Source organism: Streptomyces sp. CLV115, assembly GCF_038448545.1.
Lineage (GTDB): Bacteria > Actinomycetota > Actinomycetes > Streptomycetales > Streptomycetaceae > Streptomyces > Streptomyces sanglieri.
In genome coordinates this window covers 1-18,547 of sequence record NZ_JBCEWQ010000023.1, presented here as the reverse complement: position 1 = coordinate 18,547, position 18,547 = coordinate 1, and the positions used below count along the sequence as shown (strand labels likewise).

Genomic DNA, 18,547 nt, shown 5'->3' with positions numbered 1-18,547 from the left:
ATGACCGTCGACGCCGTCGAGCTCATCGACCTCTACGCCGGGGAGGGCGGCGGGAGCGAGGAGTACGAGTTCCCCGCCTCCGATGCCCAGAGCCGCCTGCTGGTCCTCGACCAGCTGAATCCGGGCTCCCCGCAGTACAACGTGCCGATCGCCTTCGCGGTGCACGGGCCCTTCGACACCGAGGCGTTCGGCCGCGCGCTGGACGCGCTGGTCGCCCGGCACGAGGCGCTGCGCACCGTCTTCCGGACCGCCGACGACGGCACCCCGGCGCAGCGCGTCTCGGCCACCGGGCGGGTACGGCTCGCGATCCGGCGGAACGTACCGGCCGGCGGTGCGGACGCCCTGGTGCGCGCCGAGGCCGCCCTCCCCTTCGACACCGCCGCGGGGCCGCTGCTGCGCTGCACCGTGTACGCCGTCGACGACGGCAGCCACCGGGTGCTGCTCGTCGCCCATCACCTGGTCTGCGACGGCTGGTCGCTCGGCCTGATGCTGGACGAGCTGTCCGAGGGCTACCGCCAGGAGGCCCGGGGTCTGTCGTACCGCCCGGCCGAACTCCCCATCCAGTTCCCCGACTACGCGGCCTGGCAGCGGGAGCGCGCGGCGGACGGCGCGTTCGAGGCGTCCGTGGAGCACTGGGCCGGCCTGTTGCGCGGCGCGCCCACCGCCATGGAACTGCCGCTGGACCGCCCGCGCCCGCCGGTCCGCACCGCTTCGGGCGGCACCGAGCGTTTCCTGCTGGGCGCCGAGGTCAGGGAACGGCTGGCCGAGGTCGCGGCGGCCTCGGGAGCCACCCCGTTCATGACGATGTTCGCCGCGTACACCGCTTTCCTCTCCCGGCTCTCGGGCGGCGAGGACCTGGTCGTCGGCTATCCGTCGTCGGGGCGCGAGCGTCCCGAACTCCAGGAGATGGTCGGGATGCTGACCAACACCCTGGCGATGCGGGTGGACCTGAGCGGTGACCCGTCGCTGGACGAGCTGACCCGCCGCGTCCGGGCCTCGATGCTGGCGGCACAGCCCTACCAGGACGCGCCGTTCGAGGCGGTGGTCGACACCCTGGCCCCGGTCCGCGAGACCAGTCACGACCCGGTGGTGCAGGTGGCGCTCAGCTACGAGGACGAGGCCACGCCGGAGCTGGAGCTGACCGGTGCCACCACCGAACGGCTCGCGCTGACGCTGGACACCGCGAAGTTCGACTTCCACCTGTTCGTGGAGCGGTGGGACGCCGGACTCGCCGCCCAGTTCATCTACCGCAGCGACCTGTTCGACGCGGCGACGGTCCGCCGCTGGACGGGCAACTTCCGCACCCTGCTGGCCGGACTCCTCGCGGACCCGTCCGCACCGCTGTCCACCGTGGAGCTGGTGCCGGCCGACGAACGCGCCCGCACCATCGCCGGTGCCGACCGGCTCGCGGAGGCGGCGCCCCCGGACCGTCTGGTACCCGATCTGATCGCCGACCGGGCGGCCGAACACCCCGACGCCACGGCCCTGGTCTGCGGCGGTCTCCGGCTGAGCTACGCCGAACTGCTCGACCGGGCCGACGCACTGGCCGCCCGGCTGCGCGCCGCCGGGGTGCGGCCCGGCTTCCGCGTCGGTCTGCTCCTGCCCCGCTCGGCCGACCAGGGCATCGCGGCCCTCGCCGTGCTGCGCGCGGGCGGCGCGTACGTACCGCTGGACCAGGCCCACCCGGAGGCCAGGCTCCGCCACATGGTGGACAGTTCGGGCACCGGGCTCCTGATCACCTCGCAGGAGACCGCGTCGAAGGCGGCGGCCCTGGAGGTGCCGTGCGTCCGGGTCGACCGCCCGGCCGTCACGGACCCCGTGGCGCCGGTGCCGCCCGCGACGGCCGGCACCGCACCGGCCCCCGGGGACCTCGCCTACGTGCTGTTCACCTCGGGCTCCACCGGCGTCCCCAAGGGGGTCGCCATCGAGCACCGGGCGCTGGTCAACCTCACCCGGGCGGTCCGCCACTCCTTCCCCGTCGAGGCCGGGGACCGGGTGCTGCAGTTCGTGTCGTTCGGCTTCGACGTCGCCGTGTCCGACCTCTTCTTCCCCTGGGTGGCCGGTGCGGAGCTACACATCCCGCAGGAGGACGAGCGGATCGGCGAGGCGCTGCTCGACCGGCTGCGGGACTCCCGCATCACCTATGTGTTCCTGCCGCCGTCCGCCGCGATGCTGCTGCCCGACCTGACCGGGCAGCTGCCCGAGCTGCGGACCGTCGCGGTCGGCGGCGAGGCGTGCCCGGCCGAGCTGGTCGGACGGCTCAGCGCGCCCGGGCGACGGGTCGTGAACGCGTACGGCCCCAGCGAGGTGACCGTCTACGCGACCACCGGGGACCTCTCCCCCGGTGAGCCCGTGGTGCTCGGCGGCGCCGTGCCGGGAGCCCGGGTCTATGTGCTCGACGAGCGGCTCCGGCCGGTCCCCGCCGGGGTCGCCGGCGAGATCTACGTGACCGGTGCCTCGCTGGGGCGCGGCTACATCGGCCGGCCCGCCCTGACCGCCGAACGGTTCGTCGCCGATCCGCACGGCGCGCCGGGCACCCGGATGTACCGCACCGGCGACCTCGGCCGGATCGACGCGCGGGGGCTCATCCACTACCTCGGACGCTCCGACCTCCAGGTCAAGCTGCGCGGTGTACGCATCGAACTCGGCGAGATCGAGACCCTGCTGGCGGGTGCGCCCGGCGTCGCCCTGGCGGCGGCCACCGTCCGCGGCACGGGGACGGCACAGCGGCTCGTGGCGTATGTCGTGAGCCGGGACGGGGCGGCGCCCGCGGACGCCGAGCTGCGCGCCCATCTCGCCCGGCGGCTGCCCGGGTCCATGGTGCCCGAGGTGTTCGTCCGCCTGGACGAGATGCCGCTCAGCAGCAACGGCAAGATCGACCGGGCCCGGCTGCCGGAACCCGCCACGGTGCGGTGCCGGCCGGACGGCTCGACCACCGTCGCCGGCACCGCGACCGAACGGCTGGTGGCCGGGCTGTGGGCCCGGGTGCTCAATCTCGAACTCGTCTCCGTCACCGACCACTTCTTCGAGCTGGGCGGCAATTCGATCCGGCTGCTGAGCGTCCTGTCCGCCCTGCGCGAGCTGGGCACGTACGGCGAGCTCAGCCTGGTCGACCTGTTCCGCCACCCCACCGTCAACGCCCTCGCCGCCCACCTGGACCGGGCGGCCCTCGGGGCCGCCGCCGGGGCCCCCGACACCGCCCCTCCCGCCGACACGGCCGCCGCGCGCGGCGGTGACCGGCACGCACGACGCAATGCCGCCGCCCGACGACTCAGCCACCGGAAAGGCTCCATACGATGACCGAGAACGCAAGCGCCGCCGAGCCCCTCGCAGCCGACTCCGCGATCGCGGTCGTCGGGATGAGCGGCCGCTTCCCCGGCGCCCCCGACCTGGCCGCCTACTGGGAGAACCTGCTCGGCGGGCTCTGCTCGGTGACCGACTTCACCGAGGCGGAGCTGATCGCCGACGGCGCCGACCCGCAGGAGGTGCGCGGCCGCGACCACGTACCGGCCAAGGGCCATCTCGCGGACGCGGACCGCTTCGACGCGGAGCTGTTCGGCTTCAACCGCACCGAGGCCGCGGCCCTGGACCCCCAGCACCGGCTGCTCCTCCAGACGGCCTGGTCCGCGCTGGAGGACGCCGGCCGCAGCCCGCTGGGCGGGTCCGCCCGTACCGGCGTGTATGTCGGCGGCGGCCCCACCGAGCACATGCTGGCCGCGCAGACCGACCCGCGGCTCGCCGCTTCCATCGGGGCGCTCCAGGTGCGCATCCTCACCGACCGCGAGTTCCTCGCCCCCTGGGTCTCCTACCGGCTGGGCCTGGAGGGCCCGAGCCTGACGGTGCAGACGGCCTGCTCGACGTCGCTGACGGCGGTGCACCTCGCGGTGCAGTCCCTGCTGCTCGGCGAGTGCGACACGGCACTGGCCGGCGGCGTCGCCGTGGACACGGTGCGCAAGCGGGGCTACGTCCACCAGCAGGGCGGCATCTATTCGCCGGACGGCCGCTGCCGGCCCTTCGACGAGCGGGCCGGCGGCACGGTGCCCGGCAACGGGGTGGGCGTGGTGGTGCTGCGCCGGCTGTCCGACGCGATCGCCGACAACGACCCGATCAGGGCCGTCATCCGGGGCAGCGCCGTCACCAACGACGGGGCCACCAAGGTCGGGTTCACCGCGCCCGGCGTCGACCAGCAGACCGCGGCGATCGTGGAGGCCTGGGCGGCGGCCGGTCTCGACCCGGCCGACGCCCAGTACCTGGAGGCGCACGGCACGGCCACCGCGCTCGGTGACCGCATCGAGGCGGCGGCGGCGACGGCGGCGTTCAAGGGGGCGCTCGGCACCGGGCGGATCGGGATCGGCTCGGTGAAGTCGAACATCGGCCACCTGGACGCTGCGGCGGGCGTGGCCGCACTGATCAAATCGGTGCTCATGCTGGAGCACGCGACGCTGGTGCCGAACGCCGACGCCGGCCGCCCGCACCCCGAACTGGGCTTCGAGGACTCGCCGTTCCACCTGGTCGGGCGGGCGACCGCCTGGCCGGAGCCGGAGCACGGTCCCAGGCGGTCCGGGGTGAGTTCGGTCGGGATCGGCGGCACGAACGTGCACGTGGTCCTGGAGGAGGCGCCCGGGCTCGGCGAATCCGGGGCGCCGGAGGCCGAGGCCGCGCCCGAGGTCCTGCTGCTGTCCGCCCGCACCCGTGAGTCCCTGGCCGAGGTGGCCGGCCGGCTGGCCGGGGCGCTGCGCGCCCCGGGTGCCCCGTCCCTCGCCGACACCGCGCACACGCTCCGCGTGGGCCGCGCCCCGTTGGCCGTGCGCGGCTATGTGCGGGCCGGGAGCCGGGCGGAGGCGGCGGATCTGCTCGCCGAACTGGCCTCGGGAGGTGCGGCGGGCCTCGGCGGGCCCGACCCGCTCGGCGAGGCCTGGCTGGCGGGCGAATTGGTGGTGCGGGAGGGGAGCGGCCGGCGGGTCGCGCTGCCGACGTACCCGTTCGCCGGTGAGAGCCACGGCGCGTACCGCCTCGTACCGGTCGCGCCGGTCGCACCGGCCGGTGAGCAGCCGGAGCAGGGCGGCCGCTCCGCCGACCTGGAGCGGGACGTCCGCGCCCTGATCGCCGAGGCCCTCGGGCTGGAGGACGCCGACGACCCGGAGATGACGTACTTCGCGGCCGGCGGCGACTCACTGACCGCCGTCCACCTGGTCGGCTGCCTCCGGGACGACTTCGACCTCGATGTCCCGATCACGCTGTTCCTGGAGCAGCTGACGCTGCACGAGATGGCCCGCCGGATCGTCACGGCGCAGGACGGCGACGACTCCCTCGACGCCCTGCTGTCGGAGTTCGAGGCGGAGTGACCGACTGCGCACAGGGCCTGGGCCCCGACCCGGAAGGGGGTCGGGGCCCAGGCCCTGTGCGCTGTGCCGTGCAGTGTCAGACGCCTGTACGGACCGTTCGTCCGGGCACGTACGCGGCGATGAGATCCGCGACGAGGGGCAGATGGTCGCCCAGGAAGAAGTGGCCGCCGGGCAGTACGTGCCGCTCGAAGGGCCCCTCGGTCTCCCGCTCCCACGCCTGTACGCCCTCGACGGAGACCCGGGGGTCGTTGTCGCCGGTCAGCGCGACGACCGGGCAGCGCAGCGGCGGCCCGGGAACGTGGACGCGAGCGAACAGCATGGCGTAGTCGGCGCGCAGCGGGGGCAGCGCGAGTTCGAGGATCTCCGGATGGGTCAGCAGTTCCTCGTCCGTGCCGGACAGCAGCCGCATCTCCCGGATCAGGTCGGCGTCGCTGGGCCGGTCGGGCAGCCGTGCGCGCCGCGGCAGCGACGGGCCCTCGCTGCCCGAGACGAACAGCGCCGCGGGCTCGCGCCCCTGTGCCGCGAGTTGCCGTGCGGTCTCGTAGGCCAGGAGCGCGCCCATGCTGTGGCCGAACAGAATCAGCGGGCGGCCCTCGTCCGCCCAGAGCGATCCCAGTACCGCGTGCACGACATCGCCGAGCCGTTCGGCGAACGGCTCGGCGATGCGGTCGTGCCTGCCGGGGTACTGCACGACCAGTGCTTCCGCGGTCCCCGCGACCTGGGTCGACAGCGGAATGTAGCCGCTGGCCGAACCACCTGCGTGCGGGAAGCACACCAACTGTGCCGCGGCGTCGGGGGCCGGGCGGTAGCACCGTATCCAGTTGTCCACGGCATCCCTTCTCTCATGTTCTCGGTCCGGTCCACGACCGGCTCCGTGAACGGTATCCGCTCATGGGGCTGCGGCGATCCAGCTCTCCAATTGTTCACGCGTGGTCGCCGGGTCCGCGACGAGAACGGCGAGTTCGTCGTCGCGGGGTTGCAGTGTCGTCAGGGCGGGGCAGCGGTGGCAGGCCTCGACACCGACCTGGTTCCACCACTTGCAGTGCGGGCGGAGGTGGCACCGTGGCACCGCGGCCGGTCCGGGCTCGGCCGGCACGGTCGTGATGCGTTCGATCAGCCCGCAGGCCTCGCCGACCCGGTTCGCGCAGTCCGACACGCAGTGCGAGGCGAACCGGAGCACCCGGTTGGGGGCGATCCCCTCCGGGATGCTGCCGAGAACATCGGCGGCGGGTACGGGTTCGGCCAGGTAGACGACCTGGTCACGCTCCCCGGACCGCACGCCGAGAACAACGCTCTCCGGGCGGCTCGCATCACCGCTCGGACACCATCTGAGGGGGCTTTCCTGCCCGCCTTGGGCAACGTCCGCAGTGCTGTCCACGGTGCTCACCTCCGATTCGTCAGCAGGAACGCGGGCCGGTCGAGTTGAGCACCATGCCGCCGATGACACCGCCGGTGACGGCGCCGTTCTGCTGCTCGGCGGCGACCGCCTGCGCGATGCTTCTGGCGAGCTGCTCCTGGCTGGTGATCCGTTCCGGACGCTCGGCAGCTGCGGCGCCCGTGGTACCGCCCACCGTGACGAGACCGGCAACGAGGGCCGCGGCAGCGGCCGCCGTACGCATGCTGTTGTTCATCCCTGTCCTCCATGGCATCGGTGATGGCTTGCAGGAAACGACGCTAGGTTCCGTCTCCCGCCCCGATCGGCAGTTGCGGCGGCGACTCGGAGGCTGGTTTCCGACGCCTTCGGGCTTCGGCCGCCTTCGGGCTTCGGCCGCCTTGGGCTTCGGCCGCCTTCTGGTCTTCCGCCGCCCTCTGGTTTCCGCGTGCTTCGGGCCACCGGTCCGCCCCTCCCCCCGGTTGCCCGTTGGTCGCGCCGTCAATAGCATCGCCGGTATGTCGTCAAGCCCTCAGCGCAAGCGGATCCGGAAGTCCCCGGCGGACCGGCGTGCGGAAATCGTCGACGCGGCGGCGGCCATCGCCCTGACCGAAGGGCTGGAGTGCATCACACTGCGCCGGATCGGCGATCAGCTCGGCGTCCGCCCCGGTCTCATCAGCCACTACTTCCCGGCGGTCGAGGACCTGGTGGCCGAGGCGTTCGGTACCGCCGCCGGGGCCGAACTGAACACTCTGCTCCCGGTGGACCCGGCGACGCGATCGCCCACGGACCGGCTCGCCCGCTTCTTCGCGCTGGCGACGGGCGCCGCGTACGACGACATCAGCCGGCTGTGGATCAACGCCCGGCATCTCAGCCGCTACCGCCCCGCTCTCCGCGACCGGGTCGGCCACCAGGAAGCGCTGTGGCGGGGCAGGCTGGAGGCCCTCATCCGTGACGGCGTCGACTGCGGCGAATTCCGCACCACCGACCCGTATGTGACGACCATCCAGATCCTGGTGGTCATCGACGGGCTCGGCGCACACGCCAACACCGAGGCCGCGGACCGCCCGGAGGTGGTCACGCGGATGGCCGTGAGCACGGCCGAGCGCGAACTCGGCCTGGAGCGCGGCGCACTCACCGGGCGCAGCGCCGCGCCCGACGCCGCCCGTGGCGACGCACCCGCGCCGTCCGACCCGGACGGTGCTCCGGACCCGGCACCGGTGTCGGAGGCGGACCGTAGAGTCCTGCCATGAGCGACTCGGTGAACAGGATTCTCCTCGAAGACGTCACTCCCGCCCCCGTCGCGCAGGGCGCGGTGGACGTCGGGCCGCTGCCCATCGACATGGCGGCCGCCCGCCGGGTCGCGGAGGCGATGCGCGTCACCCGGTCCGAGGCCTGCCGGGCCGCCGGGGTCCCGGACGACAGCGGCTGGCTGACGGAGTTCACCCGGCCGGACTTCGACAGCTTCCAGGACTTCGTCGCCGCGCTGCGTCACGACTCCGATCCCGACCACGTGCCGCTGATACCGCAGTTGTGCGGGCGACTGCTCGGTGACGACGCCCGTACGCACCGCGTGCTGACCGGAGACCAGGAGATCCGCAAGCCGTTCTTCCACCACGGCGACCTTCTGGTGAAGGGCCACCTGGACGTGGTGGCCCCCTTCGTCGTCACCGGTTCGCTCGTCGTCGAGGGCTGTTTGACCGACTGCGGCCCCGACTCCGTCGTCGCCGTCCACGGCGATGTCACGGCCCGTGCGGTGCACACCGACGGCGAGATGTCCGTCGGTGGTGTCATCGGGGCCGGGATCGTCTACGGCCAGTACAACGACCAGACGCTCCAGGCGCGCACCATCCGTGCCCGGCTGGTCATCGAGGACGAGCACAGCACGATCGCCGCGGTGGAGGCGGACACCCACTTCGATCCGGACGATTTCCAGCAGGGATACGGCGAGGGTGTGCAGGAGCGGCTGCGCGAACTGCTGGTGGACGAGGTGTTCTCCAGGGAGGAGGACGAAGACGAGGAGCAGCTGAACCGGGGGCTTCTCTTCGCCCGTCTGCGTGCGGGGCAGCCGGTCTTCCGCGCGGACGGGGGCTCGTCGGCACACTGATCCGGTCCGGCGCCCGTGGACCGTCGGGGCACCGACGACCGGGCGCCGAGGACCGGGCGACGGCTACCGCCGTTTCAGCTCCGCCAGGACTCTGCCGCGCAGCAGCTCGTACTCCTCGCGCAGCCGCACGATCTCGGGCGGCCGTACGATCACCTCCCCGCCGACGACGATCTCCTGCGGGCCGAACTGCTCACGGGTGAGATCGACTTCGACGCCCATGCCCAGCCGGTTCCACCAGTGGTAGTCCACTCGCTCACCGTCCACATGGACCTCGCCGCGCATCAGATCACCGCCCAGCAGGTCGTGCACCACGAGCGCGGTGACGCCGCACTGATCGCGCGCCGGATTGTCGGGGGTCCACTGCGCCCGGTGTGCCGGTGTCGTGGTGTCCGCGCCCCAACTCCTGCGGACCGCCTGCTCAAGGTCGTTGAAACTGCTCAGTGTCATACCGCTCAGCGTGGCAGACGCCTGTGACAGTCCACGTCCTGCCTCGGCCGCCTCGTCGCCGGTGGCGGACCATCGGCTCTACCGCTTGAGGCGGCCCCGGACGGCGAGGAGGGCGAGGGCGAGGAAGCCGGGTTCGACGAGCCGGGACGTCATCTCGATGTAGGTGCCGGCGGTGGTCAGGCTCTGGCCGCTGGCTCGGAAGATGACGGAATTGAGCACCACTTGGACCGATTTCTCGACGCGCTCGCCCGTGAACCGTTCCGTGAGCGGTCCCGTCAGCCCGGGTGGTGGCGTATCGGTGGTGAGGGTGATCCGGTCACCGGTGCCGGGAAGGACTCCGGTCGTCACGGCCTCGGGATCGGAGCCGGGCACCCCCCACAGGGTCAGGGCGAAGACCGAGACGATCATGGCTGTCCCGAGCCATGCGAGAGCGCGTGCGGCACGCAGTCCGTAGCCGGACAGCGCCCAGTACGCCTGGAGCAGCCACCGCTCGGCGCGGCGGTATCCGAAGCTGTGCCGGCGCATCTCCATTTCGCCGTAGTAGAAGTCGGCGGCTCCCGGTTCGTCCTTGCTGTCCTCCCGGGCCTTGCGCAGTTGGCGGTAGACCGTGGTCAGGGACGCCAGACCGGGGACGGCGCCGGGGTCCGGCGGAGGAGCGCCCCAGCCCCGGCGCGCGAACGCGGCTCGCCCAGGCAGCGCCCGCCACTGCCGCTCCTCCTCGATGACCTGCCGCCGGGTCCAGTGGAACGGGACCGGGCCCCGGTTCCGTCGGCCGCCGGGCGTCGTACGGAAGGTCGAAAGCCCTTCGAGCCGGAGCTGGTCGAGGTGCAGGGCACCGGTGAAGACGCACTCCGCGAGGTTCAGGTCGGCGAGGGTGAGCATGGAGGCGTCGACACCCCGGATCGATGCCACCCGGACGACCGGATCGCAACCGAGGGCTTCTTCGGCGCGGGCCGGCACGGACGCGAAGGGGGTGAACTGCCCTATGACTGCTACCGGTTGGGCCAGCCGGGCGTCGGTCAGGTCGACCCTGGCGTGTCTGAGCCGCAGGATGGCCGTGGACTCCCACCGGGTCCTGCGGCACGCGATCTCCGCCGTGGCCGCTTCGATCGTGGCCGGCTCCGTGAACACCGCCGCAGACAGATCCAGGAGCCTGCCGCACACCAATGGACCGAGGTGGGGTGCCGCGTCGAACCGCGCACCCGTGAAGCGGGCGGTGTCGGCGAACGACGCGCCGCCGAACTCGACCGCACCCGAGAACGTGGCCTCCCCGAAGCGGCCCATCCCCCGGAACCGGGCCTTCGCGAAGTTTGCGGGCCCTTTGAACTCGGCGTTGTGGAATCTGGCGTCGGCCCCGAACTCCGTCCGGTCGAACCGTGCGGCCCCACCGAAGACCACCGCGCCGAAACGGGCCGTCCCGGAGAACGAGCTGCCCACGAACCAGGCGTCGCCGGCGAACGACGCCCCGCCGAACCGTGCGGCTCCCGAGAACGAGACGCCGACGAAGCGGGTGTCGCCGTTGAATACGGCGCCCACGAACTGCGCCTCCCCGAAGGCGGGATCTCCAGTGACGGGATCACGGACGGCGTCGAACAGGGCGCGCAGAAGATCTTCGCTGAACGCTGTGCCGCGTAGGTCCACGTCCGCGCCGGGACCGAGGGCGGCCAGGCAGGCTGCGCGGTCGGCCGGAGAGAGGTGGGCCAGGCAGGCGGTCCGGCCGCCGGTGCGGATGCCTCGGCAGCCGACGGGATCGGCCGGGCCGGCACCGGCGCCGCAATGTGTCCAGGACGGCAGGGTAGTGGAGATCACGCCTGTGGTGACGCGCGTGTCGCACCCGGAGTTCCGGCGCACCGCTGCTGAACCCGCCGCACCCGGAGGCTGCCCGCGCCTGTCATGGTGTCGCCATGAATCCGCCGGACAGCGCCGCCGCCGACACGACGCAGGACACCGACGGGTTCCCCGAGCGGTACGGGCGGACCCGCCGGTTCTCGCTCGGGGTGCCCCGCGGCTTCACCGTCTCTCCGGACGGCGCACGGGTGCTCTTCCTGCGGTCCGCCTCCGGTCAGCCGGCTCCGGCACTCCGGGACGTGGTGAGGCCTGGGAGAAGCCGGTGCACGGCGACCGGCCGACGGCCGTACTCGACGACCAGATCGACGGCCCACTCGACCCCATGGGGATCGGTGCATAGCTCGCTCCACAGATTGCGGAAATCCTGTTGTGACACCGCGTGCGGAACCGTAGATTGCCCGCGCCAAGACGCACGTGATTTTCAAGGACGAAGAGTGACTGAGAACGACGAGCAGCGCCACACCCTGACCAATGGACAGGGTGTGCCGGTTCTGACCTATCTGCAGGGTGTTCGGGAGGGGCACCCGTGGGCGGACCTGGCCGAGGTGGTCGGCCCCGACCCTGTCGAAACCATCATCTCCGGCATGTCCGGATGGGCGGTGTCGGGATCCGTGGAGCTGGGTGAGCAACTGCTGCGCCGTGGCGCACGAGTGATGCGGCACGCCCATGAAATGCGGAGAGACCTGGTCGCGTGTCCGCCCCCGGCCGACTGGTCCTCCCACGCCCTTGGAAACGGGCTTCGGGCCGTCCCCTGCGACCGCGATGCCAACGCGGTGTTCCCGGCATGGCGAGCCGCGTTTCCCGCCGACCATCCCGACCACCATCGCGGCAGCGACGAAGAGGCGCTCGACAAGCTCCTGGTACCCATGCTGGCGGGCACCGTTCTCGGGCCCGTCCTTGCGTGCAGCGCCTTGGTAGTGGACGAGACGGACCGCGTGGTGGCCGGAGCGATCATCACCGACCGTGACGGACAGCCGTGGGTCGCGGACGTGTTCCGCCGGCCCGACGCCCAATACATGGGCCTCGGCGCCAGCCTGCTGCGCCGGGTGCTCGGCGCCGCCGCGGCCGACGGACTGGCCGATGTCTCGCTCGTCGTAAGCGATGCGAATCCCGCCCGCCGCATCTACGAGAAGCTCGGTTTTCAGCTGACCGGCACATCACTGACCGTCGTAGTGCCCTAGATGTCGTTGTGACGGATCGCTTGAACGAGGGCCAGTGATCGGGTTCGTTGCGCGATCGGCTGCTCGGCCGGTGGGAGGAGGAGCGGTTCTGGTCGGGCTTTTCTGGATCGCAACCGCCCCCTGCCAGTTGGGGCGCACGGAGCGGGTGCGACGATGCGGGCATGCGCGAGCTGAGCGAGTTGATCAACGTCGAGGAACCGGCCTGGCCGGAACTCAGGGAGCTCGTCGCTGCCGGGCCGGTGTCTGTTGAGGTGCTCCCGCCGGATGGCGGCCTGGGGAGGGCCTCGCTTCTCCAGTTGCAGGTCACGGCCAGGTCGTACTTGGGTGCGGTGGTGCTGCACTCCGGCGGTCTGCTGGTGGACGGCGGATGGTTGCGGGTCTTCGGGAGCCCCGCGGACGGGGCTGCGCACGGGGCGCCGAGTCTGGCTCGGGTCAATCGGTTCCCTGGAGCGTTCGACCCGGCGTGGCGGGCGGATCCTGGTCTGGTGGTGGCGCACGACGTGCTGGGCGGCGTCTTCGCGCTCAACGGCGGGGCTCCAGCCGATCACGGGCGTCCTGGAGCCCCTGGCGAAATGATCTACTTCGCACCGGATTCGCTTCGCTGGGAGGCTTTGGGGATCGGTCACTCGGCGTGGACTGCCTGGCTGGCATCAGGGGCGCTTGATGAGTTCTACGCGGATCTTCGCTGGTCCGGCTGGAAGGACGAGGTCCAGGCACTGAACGGCGATCAGGGCCTGTCGTTGTTTCCGCCGTTGTGGTCCGCCGAGGCACGTCAGAACCTCTCCGTGGCCAGTCGTCGCGCCGTGCCCATGACGGAGTTGCTCGGAGTTGCCCGGGACTCATGCCGACAGTTCGATGGAGTCGATCCGGGCCTTCTCGGCGCCGTGTGAACCGGTCGGCCGGTCCAGTCGGCGAAAATCGCCGCCAGCGGTACCGCCGACTTGAACACCGGCCCCACGCCCGGGCCTACCAGCTCTTCGGCCCCGGTTCCCGGGTGAATGTCACCGCCCAGATACCGGTGGACTACGCGAATCTTTCGTGGGTCACGACCACTCGGGACGAGAACCGCTTCTTCCGCGCGCTGCTCGACGGCCGCCTGCTACCGGCACGGCAGCTGGCCGAGATGAAGCAGACCGTCCCCGTGAGCGCGGAGTTCCAACAGCTGTGGCCCAAGGGCCGATATGGGCTCGGCCTGATCGAACGCCCTCTGGGGTGCGGAGGAAGCCACTGGAGCCATGAGGGCGGGGACGGCGGCTGCATCACCCTCAACGGCGTCACCGATGATGGGCGTCGAAGCGCTGCGGTCTCCATGTCCGCGGCCCGCGGCGACACCAAGGAGCACATACTGGAGCAGGAGAACGCGGCCGGCGCCCTGATCGACCACGCACTGTGCGCCACGGACCCCAGCACCCCGTGAGCGGAGGTGTCGTCGCTGTGGGCATTGAGCCCGACGATGCCGCCCGCGATGCCGTCGAGCTTCCGGACGACGGCATCGCTTCCCTTGAACCCTCGGGCTCCGGACTTCCCGAAGTCAATGGTCCGCTCCGGCAGACCACTCCCCCTCCGAACTCACGGACGTGATTTCACCTATTCGGCCTTCATGTGCGTGAGGTCGATGAGTACCGATCCTCGGGTCGGTGTTCATCGACCTCAAGCGCCGCACTCGGCCGCCGCGCGGTGTTCCGCGCTGGACCCGGCCGGGGTCGCCGTACGCGGCTGGTCGTTCAGCGGGTATCCCGCCGCCGCCGGCTGCGGCATCCGGAGGTCCTCCACGCCGCGGTGGCCGGTGCCGCGCCGGCCGATCGGCGGCCCTACGACACCCATTGGGAGGAACGCTTCCTGGGCCAGCCGGGCGTAATGCCGGAGAACTACGAGCGCGACTGGCTGCTTTCGGAGGCGGGCGGGCCGGCCCGCCCGCTCATGCTGGTGCACGAATTTGCCGATGACAACGTGGCCGGCGCCCACATGCTGCGGTTCTCCGCCGCACTGCCGGCCGCGGGCCGCACACGGTGCTGCCGCTGTCGGGGGCAGGTCACCGGGTCGCCCGGTCGGCGGCGGGCAATCTGTTGCTGCTGGAGCGGGACTTCCTCAAGGAGTCCCTGGGTGTTGAACACGGGGGCTCCGCCGCGCGTACCCCCGGTCGTACACCTGAGTCGTGAGAAGTCGTGAACACCGTGGAAGGGAAGAACCGGAATGAGCACAACGCAGAATCACGAGGGCCGTCCCGGGCGGCGGGCCGTTGTCACCGCGGTCGGGGCCGCCTCGGTGGCTGCCGTACTCACCGCCTGTGGCAACCAGAAGGAATCGGGCGGTTCGAGCGTGGTCGAGCCGGCCGGCAGCGGAACGGGCGGCAGCGGCGCCCCGCTGACGCGGACGGCCGACATCCCGGAGGGCGGCGGAAAGGTCTTCGCCGACCGGGGTGTGGTGGTGACGCAGCCGAAGGCCGGCGAGTTCAAGGCGTTCTCGTCGAAGTGCACCCATCAGGGATGCACGGTGTCGCGCGTCTCGGACGGCACCATCGACTGCCCCTGTCACGGCAGCAGGTTCGACGCGGCGACGGGCGCGGTGAAGCACGGCCCCGCCACCAAACCGCTGCCCGCCCGGACGATCACGGTCTCGGGCGGTGAGATCACGCTCGCACCCTGATCGCACCGCCCCGGTGGTGTCGGACCTCCACCACCCGCTCCGGCCTGCCCCGGCCGCCTGCCCCGGACCCTCGCTCGTGCCCACGAGGATCCCCTTGGGCGGCACTCCGTCGCGGCCCATGAAGTACGGCAGCCGGCCGGAGCCGAGCCGCACGGCCGGGCCCGGGCCGCATCCGGCGAGGACGGAGGCCGATGCGGCAGGGGCCTCCGTCAGGACCGGGCCCCTCGCGAGGCGCGGCTCAGCCAGCAGCCCAGCACCTCGTCGGTGGTGGTGATGGTGGCGACGAGGGCGAGCGTGTTGCGGATCATGGCGGGGGTGTAGTCGGCCGGCACTCCCGCGATGGCATCACGGGGCACCACGGCCGTGTAGCCCAGATTCACCGCGTCGAACACGGCGTTGGGCACGGCCACATTGGCCGAGACCCCGGCGACGACGAGGGTCCGGCAGCCGAGGTTGCGCAGCAACGCGTCCACGTCGGTGCCGGCGATGGGCGAGAGGCCGTGCAGCCTGCGCACGACGAGGTCCTCGTCGGCCACTTCGATCGGCGCGGCGATCCGTACCGCCGTGGTGCCGCAGTGCTGCTGCACGGGCAGCCGGCCGGCGGCCCGGAAGAGCCGGGCGTTGCTGTTGGCGCCCCGCCCGTCGGGTCGGCGCTCGGCCACCGCGTGCAGCACCTGGACCCCGGCCTCGTGCGCGGCCGCGACCAGCCGGGCGACCCGGTGCAGGGCGCCGGAGGATCTGGCCTCGTCGGCCAGTTCGGGCAGTGCGCTCCCCGGGCCCACGACCCCCTGCTGGCATTCGACCGTCAGAAGCACGGTGGTGGCCGGATCGAGCTGCTCGACGAGCTGATTGTTCGACGGCACGGCTGCCCCTTTCTGCGGCGGACCGGGCGCGCGAGGCTAACGGCCATTGCGTGATGAGGGAAGAGCCCCCATTCTTTCTGACACACAGTCAGACACCGGGAGGAGGCGCCCCCATGGCCGCCATACAGCGACGGGGCCGTCGGATCATGATGACGGACGCCGAGCGCGACACCTATCTCACCGAACAGCGCACCTGCCGCGTGGCCACGGTGTCCGCGGACGGCCACCCGCATGTCGGCGCCCTCTGGTTCACCTGGGACGGCACCTCGCTCTGGCTGTACTCGATCACTCGCAGCCTGCGCTGGTCCCAGCTGCGCCAGGACCCGAGGATCGCGGTGGTGGTGGACGACGGGGTGGAGTACGCGGACCTGCGCGGCATCGAACTCTCCGGCGAGGCCGCCCCTGTCGGCGAGGCACCGCGCACCGGCGAGCCGTGCCCCGAACTCGCCGTGCCCGAAAAGCTGTTCGCGGCGAAGTACTTCGGGATGGACACCATGCCGCACGACGGCCGGCACGCCTGGCTGCGGCTGACACCGCGGGCCATCACCTCCTGGGACTTCCGCAAGCTCGCGGCTCCGCCCACCGCCTGAGAACCGCCGGGGGTCTACGGCGCGTCCAGCTCCCGCCCGGCTGCGCGCAGGGCCGTCACCGCGGCCCTGATCGAAGGGCGCCGGTCCGCGTCGGTACGCCAGACGGCATGGACGTGACGTCGCATCTTCTGCCGTACGGGCACGAGCCGTACCCCGTCCGGCACCGGGCCGCGGCCCAGCCGCGGCGCCACACAGACCCCCATCCCCGCGGCGATCAGGGCGAGTTGGGTGTGGTGCTCGCGCGCCAGGTGCGCGATGCGCGGTTCGATGCCTTTCGAGCGGAGGGTGAACATCAGCCAGTCGTAGCAGAACTCGCCCTCGGGCCAGGACACCCAGTCGTCCTCGGCGAATTCCTCCAGGTCCACCTCGTCACGGCCGGCGAGCCGATGACCGGCCGGCATCGCGATGTCCGGTGCGTCGTCCAGGAGTTCGGCCTTGGCCAGACCCGCCGGTACGGGCAGCCGTTTGTTGCTCCAGTCCAGCACCACGGCGAGGTCGGTGTCGCCCCTGATCACCGCGCGGATTCCGTCCTCGGGCTCCAGTTCCCGGGTACGCACGCGCAGTTCGGGGTGGTCCCGGCGCAGCGCGAGGAGCGTCGCGGGAAAGAGCCCGCGCGCCGCGGTCGGAAAGGCGGAGAGTCCGATCTCGCCCACCACCTCACCGCGCTGCGCCTCGATGTCGGACTGGGCCAGCTCGACCTGGGACAGGATCCGGGCCGCGTGGTCGGCCAGCAGCCGGCCGGCGTCGGTGAGCCGGACCCCGCGCCCGTTCCTGGCCAGGAGCTGCTGCCCCACCTCCCGCTCCAGTTTCGCCATCTGCTGGGAGACCGCGGACGTGGTCACATGCAGCCCTTCGGCGGCACTGCTCACGGAGCCGTGCCGGGCCAGTGCGTCCAGGGTGCGCAGGCGCTCCAGATTCAACATGTAAGCAATGCTACGCAGACCTTCGCACAAAGTCTCGCTTGTTCTACGCGATCCGGTTCGTCATCGTTGGGTCCATGAGCGCCACTGTCACGCCGAGTGCCACCTCTCCCACCGAGTCCGCCGCCGGTGCCCTGCCGCCGGCCGAGGGATCCTTCAGCGGCACCGCGGTGACGTCCGCCGCAGTGCCCGTCGCCCGCCCGGCGCTGGACTGGCGGATCCGGTTCGGGGCACTGGCGCTCATCTGGGGCTTCAGTTTCCTCCTGATCAAGGTCGGCACCGAGGGATACGCCCCGTTCCAGGTCACCCTGGGCCGTCTGCTGTCGGGCACGGCGGTGCTGGCCGTCGCGATGGTGGTGCGCCGTGAGCGGCTGCCCCGCGGCGCCCGCACCTGGGGGCACCTGGCCGTCGCCGCGTTCTTCCTGAACGCGCTTCCCTTCTCGCTCTTCGCCCATGCCGAGCTGACGATTCCCTCGACGCTGGCAGGCATCTGCAACGCGACCTCACCCCTGTGGGGCATGGCGCTTTCGCTCGTCGCGCTCTCCGAGGACCGGCCGACCCGTCGCCGGGTCGCCGGACTGGGGCTCGGCTTTCTCGGTGTACTGACCGTACTGGGCGCCTGGCAGGGCTTCTCCGGGCTGGACTTCGGCGGTACGGCGATGGCCCTGCTCGCCTCGCTCAGCTACCCGATCGGCTGGATCTACGTCCGCAGGACGCTGGCGGGCAGCGGTTCGTCGACGCTGGCGCTCACCGGCAGCCAGCTCTTCCTGGGCACGGCGCAGATCGCGCTGGTGACCCCGCTGTTCACCTCGGCCCCCGACGGCTTCCCGCTGCTCCCGACCCTGGCCGTGGTCGCCCTCGGAGCGCTCGGCACCGGCCTCGCGGTCCTGTTGCAGTACGGCTTGGTGGAGGAGGTCGGGCCGACCACCGCGCAGATGGTCACCTACTTCATCCCGGTCATCGCCACCGCCGCCGGCGTGGCCGTGCTCGGCGAGCAACTGAGCTGGAACACGCCGGTGGGGGCCCTCGTGGTCCTGGCAGGCGCCGCCCTCACCCAGGGCAGAGCTCGGGGCGGCCGGGCTGCGAGCAGCGGGGCATCCAGCGACTGAGGACCCGAACCCGGACCCGGGCCTCGGCCCCGGACCCGGCCCTTGGATCCGGGCCTGGACCTGGACTCGGCCCCGGACCCGGGCCGGGCCGGGCCGGGTCGGGTCGGGTCGGGTCGGGT

General features: G+C 72.0%; 18 protein-coding genes. 10 read left to right on the top strand and 8 right to left on the bottom strand.

The window, feature by feature from the left end; translation table 11 throughout:
- Both AADR41_RS11490 and AADR41_RS11485 read left to right on the top strand, forming a co-directional pair.
- Nucleotides 1-3,300 carry a non-ribosomal peptide synthetase gene (locus AADR41_RS11490; protein ID WP_342281249.1) on the top strand — a complete coding sequence of 1,100 codons (3,300 nt, stop codon included), beginning with the start codon at nucleotides 1-3 and terminating at the stop codon, nucleotides 3,298-3,300.
- Entirely contained in the window at nucleotides 3,297-5,345 is a 2,049-nt protein-coding gene (locus AADR41_RS11485; protein ID WP_342281248.1) for a beta-ketoacyl synthase N-terminal-like domain-containing protein, read from the top strand. The genes AADR41_RS11490 and AADR41_RS11485 overlap by 4 nt, the downstream gene beginning before the upstream one ends.
- Nucleotides 5,346-5,421: 76 nt before the next feature.
- Here AADR41_RS11485 and AADR41_RS11480 read toward each other — a convergent pair whose 3' ends face one another.
- The 3 genes from AADR41_RS11480 to AADR41_RS11470 form a co-directional block, all read right to left on the bottom strand.
- Nucleotides 5,422-6,174 carry a thioesterase II family protein gene (locus tag AADR41_RS11480; RefSeq protein WP_342281247.1) on the bottom strand — a complete coding sequence of 251 codons (753 nt, stop codon included), beginning with the start codon at nucleotides 6,172-6,174 and terminating at the stop codon, nucleotides 5,422-5,424.
- Between the two features lie 60 nt (nucleotides 6,175-6,234).
- Nucleotides 6,235-6,624, bottom strand: coding sequence for a hypothetical protein (locus AADR41_RS11475; protein ID WP_342281246.1), 390 nt, complete (start codon nucleotides 6,622-6,624; stop codon nucleotides 6,235-6,237).
- A gap of 118 nt (nucleotides 6,625-6,742) precedes the next feature.
- Nucleotides 6,743-6,976 (bottom strand): hypothetical protein, encoded by a 234-nt coding sequence (locus tag AADR41_RS11470; protein WP_342281245.1) that lies wholly within the window; start codon nucleotides 6,974-6,976, stop codon nucleotides 6,743-6,745.
- Nucleotides 6,977-7,235: 259 nt separating this feature from the next.
- On the opposite strand from AADR41_RS11470, the gene AADR41_RS11465 reads away from it, so the two are divergent.
- Entirely contained in the window at nucleotides 7,236-7,970 is a 735-nt protein-coding gene (locus AADR41_RS11465; RefSeq protein ID WP_342281244.1) for a TetR/AcrR family transcriptional regulator, read from the top strand.
- Nucleotides 7,967-8,824, top strand: a complete 858-nt coding sequence (locus AADR41_RS11460; RefSeq protein ID WP_342281243.1) for a hypothetical protein — start codon at nucleotides 7,967-7,969, stop codon at nucleotides 8,822-8,824. Before AADR41_RS11465 ends, AADR41_RS11460 begins: the two co-directional genes overlap by 4 nt.
- A 63-nt stretch (nucleotides 8,825-8,887) precedes the next feature.
- Here the strand turns inward: AADR41_RS11460 and AADR41_RS11455 are convergent, their stop codons facing one another.
- Nucleotides 8,888-9,271: a YunG family protein gene (locus tag AADR41_RS11455; protein ID WP_342281242.1), complete on the bottom strand. Its 384-nt coding sequence runs from the start codon at nucleotides 9,269-9,271 to the stop codon at nucleotides 8,888-8,890.
- 78 nt (nucleotides 9,272-9,349) lie between these two features.
- Nucleotides 9,350-11,080 (bottom strand): pentapeptide repeat-containing protein, encoded by a 1,731-nt coding sequence (locus AADR41_RS11450; RefSeq protein ID WP_342281241.1) that lies wholly within the window; start codon nucleotides 11,078-11,080, stop codon nucleotides 9,350-9,352.
- Between the two features lie 473 nt (nucleotides 11,081-11,553).
- On the opposite strand from AADR41_RS11450, the gene AADR41_RS11445 reads away from it, so the two are divergent.
- The 3 genes from AADR41_RS11445 to AADR41_RS11435 all read left to right on the top strand — a co-directional run bounded on the left by AADR41_RS11445 (nucleotide 11,554) and on the right by AADR41_RS11435 (nucleotide 13,717).
- Nucleotides 11,554-12,300 carry a GNAT family N-acetyltransferase gene (locus AADR41_RS11445; RefSeq protein WP_342281279.1) on the top strand — a complete coding sequence of 249 codons (747 nt, stop codon included), beginning with the start codon at nucleotides 11,554-11,556 and terminating at the stop codon, nucleotides 12,298-12,300.
- A 161-nt stretch (nucleotides 12,301-12,461) separates the two neighbouring features.
- The gene (locus AADR41_RS11440) at nucleotides 12,462-13,190 is read left to right on the top strand and encodes a DUF2625 domain-containing protein (protein ID WP_342281240.1); all 729 of its coding nucleotides are present in this window, start codon (nucleotides 12,462-12,464) and stop codon (nucleotides 13,188-13,190) included.
- A 104-nt stretch (nucleotides 13,191-13,294) separates the two neighbouring features.
- Entirely contained in the window at nucleotides 13,295-13,717 is a 423-nt protein-coding gene (locus tag AADR41_RS11435; RefSeq protein ID WP_342281239.1) for a serine hydrolase, read from the top strand.
- A 233-nt stretch (nucleotides 13,718-13,950) separates the two neighbouring features.
- Here AADR41_RS11435 and AADR41_RS42865 read toward each other — a convergent pair whose 3' ends face one another.
- Complete coding sequence (locus AADR41_RS42865; protein WP_446751016.1) at nucleotides 13,951-14,124, bottom strand: hypothetical protein; 174 nt, start codon at nucleotides 14,122-14,124, stop codon at nucleotides 13,951-13,953.
- A gap of 369 nt (nucleotides 14,125-14,493) precedes the next feature.
- On the opposite strand from AADR41_RS42865, the gene AADR41_RS11420 reads away from it, so the two are divergent.
- Nucleotides 14,494-14,946 (top strand): Rieske (2Fe-2S) protein, encoded by a 453-nt coding sequence (locus AADR41_RS11420; RefSeq protein WP_342281238.1) that lies wholly within the window; start codon nucleotides 14,494-14,496, stop codon nucleotides 14,944-14,946.
- Nucleotides 14,947-15,155: 209 nt separating this feature from the next.
- On the opposite strand, the gene AADR41_RS11415 is transcribed toward AADR41_RS11420, so the two are convergent.
- Complete coding sequence (locus tag AADR41_RS11415) at nucleotides 15,156-15,809, bottom strand: cysteine hydrolase (RefSeq protein ID WP_342281236.1); 654 nt, start codon at nucleotides 15,807-15,809, stop codon at nucleotides 15,156-15,158.
- Nucleotides 15,810-15,922: 113 nt separating this feature from the next.
- On the opposite strand from AADR41_RS11415, the gene AADR41_RS11410 reads away from it, so the two are divergent.
- On the top strand, nucleotides 15,923-16,399 hold the full coding sequence (locus AADR41_RS11410) for a pyridoxamine 5'-phosphate oxidase family protein (RefSeq protein ID WP_342281235.1): 477 nt from the start codon (nucleotides 15,923-15,925) through the stop codon (nucleotides 16,397-16,399).
- A 14-nt stretch (nucleotides 16,400-16,413) separates the two neighbouring features.
- Here AADR41_RS11410 and AADR41_RS11405 read toward each other — a convergent pair whose 3' ends face one another.
- Nucleotides 16,414-17,322: a LysR family transcriptional regulator gene (locus AADR41_RS11405; RefSeq protein ID WP_342281234.1), complete on the bottom strand. Its 909-nt coding sequence runs from the start codon at nucleotides 17,320-17,322 to the stop codon at nucleotides 16,414-16,416.
- A 74-nt stretch (nucleotides 17,323-17,396) separates the two neighbouring features.
- Between AADR41_RS11405 and AADR41_RS11400 the strand changes: the two genes are divergently transcribed.
- The gene (locus AADR41_RS11400; protein ID WP_342281233.1) at nucleotides 17,397-18,428 is read left to right on the top strand and encodes a DMT family transporter; all 1,032 of its coding nucleotides are present in this window, start codon (nucleotides 17,397-17,399) and stop codon (nucleotides 18,426-18,428) included.
- The last annotated feature ends 119 nt before the right edge of the window (nucleotides 18,429-18,547 follow it).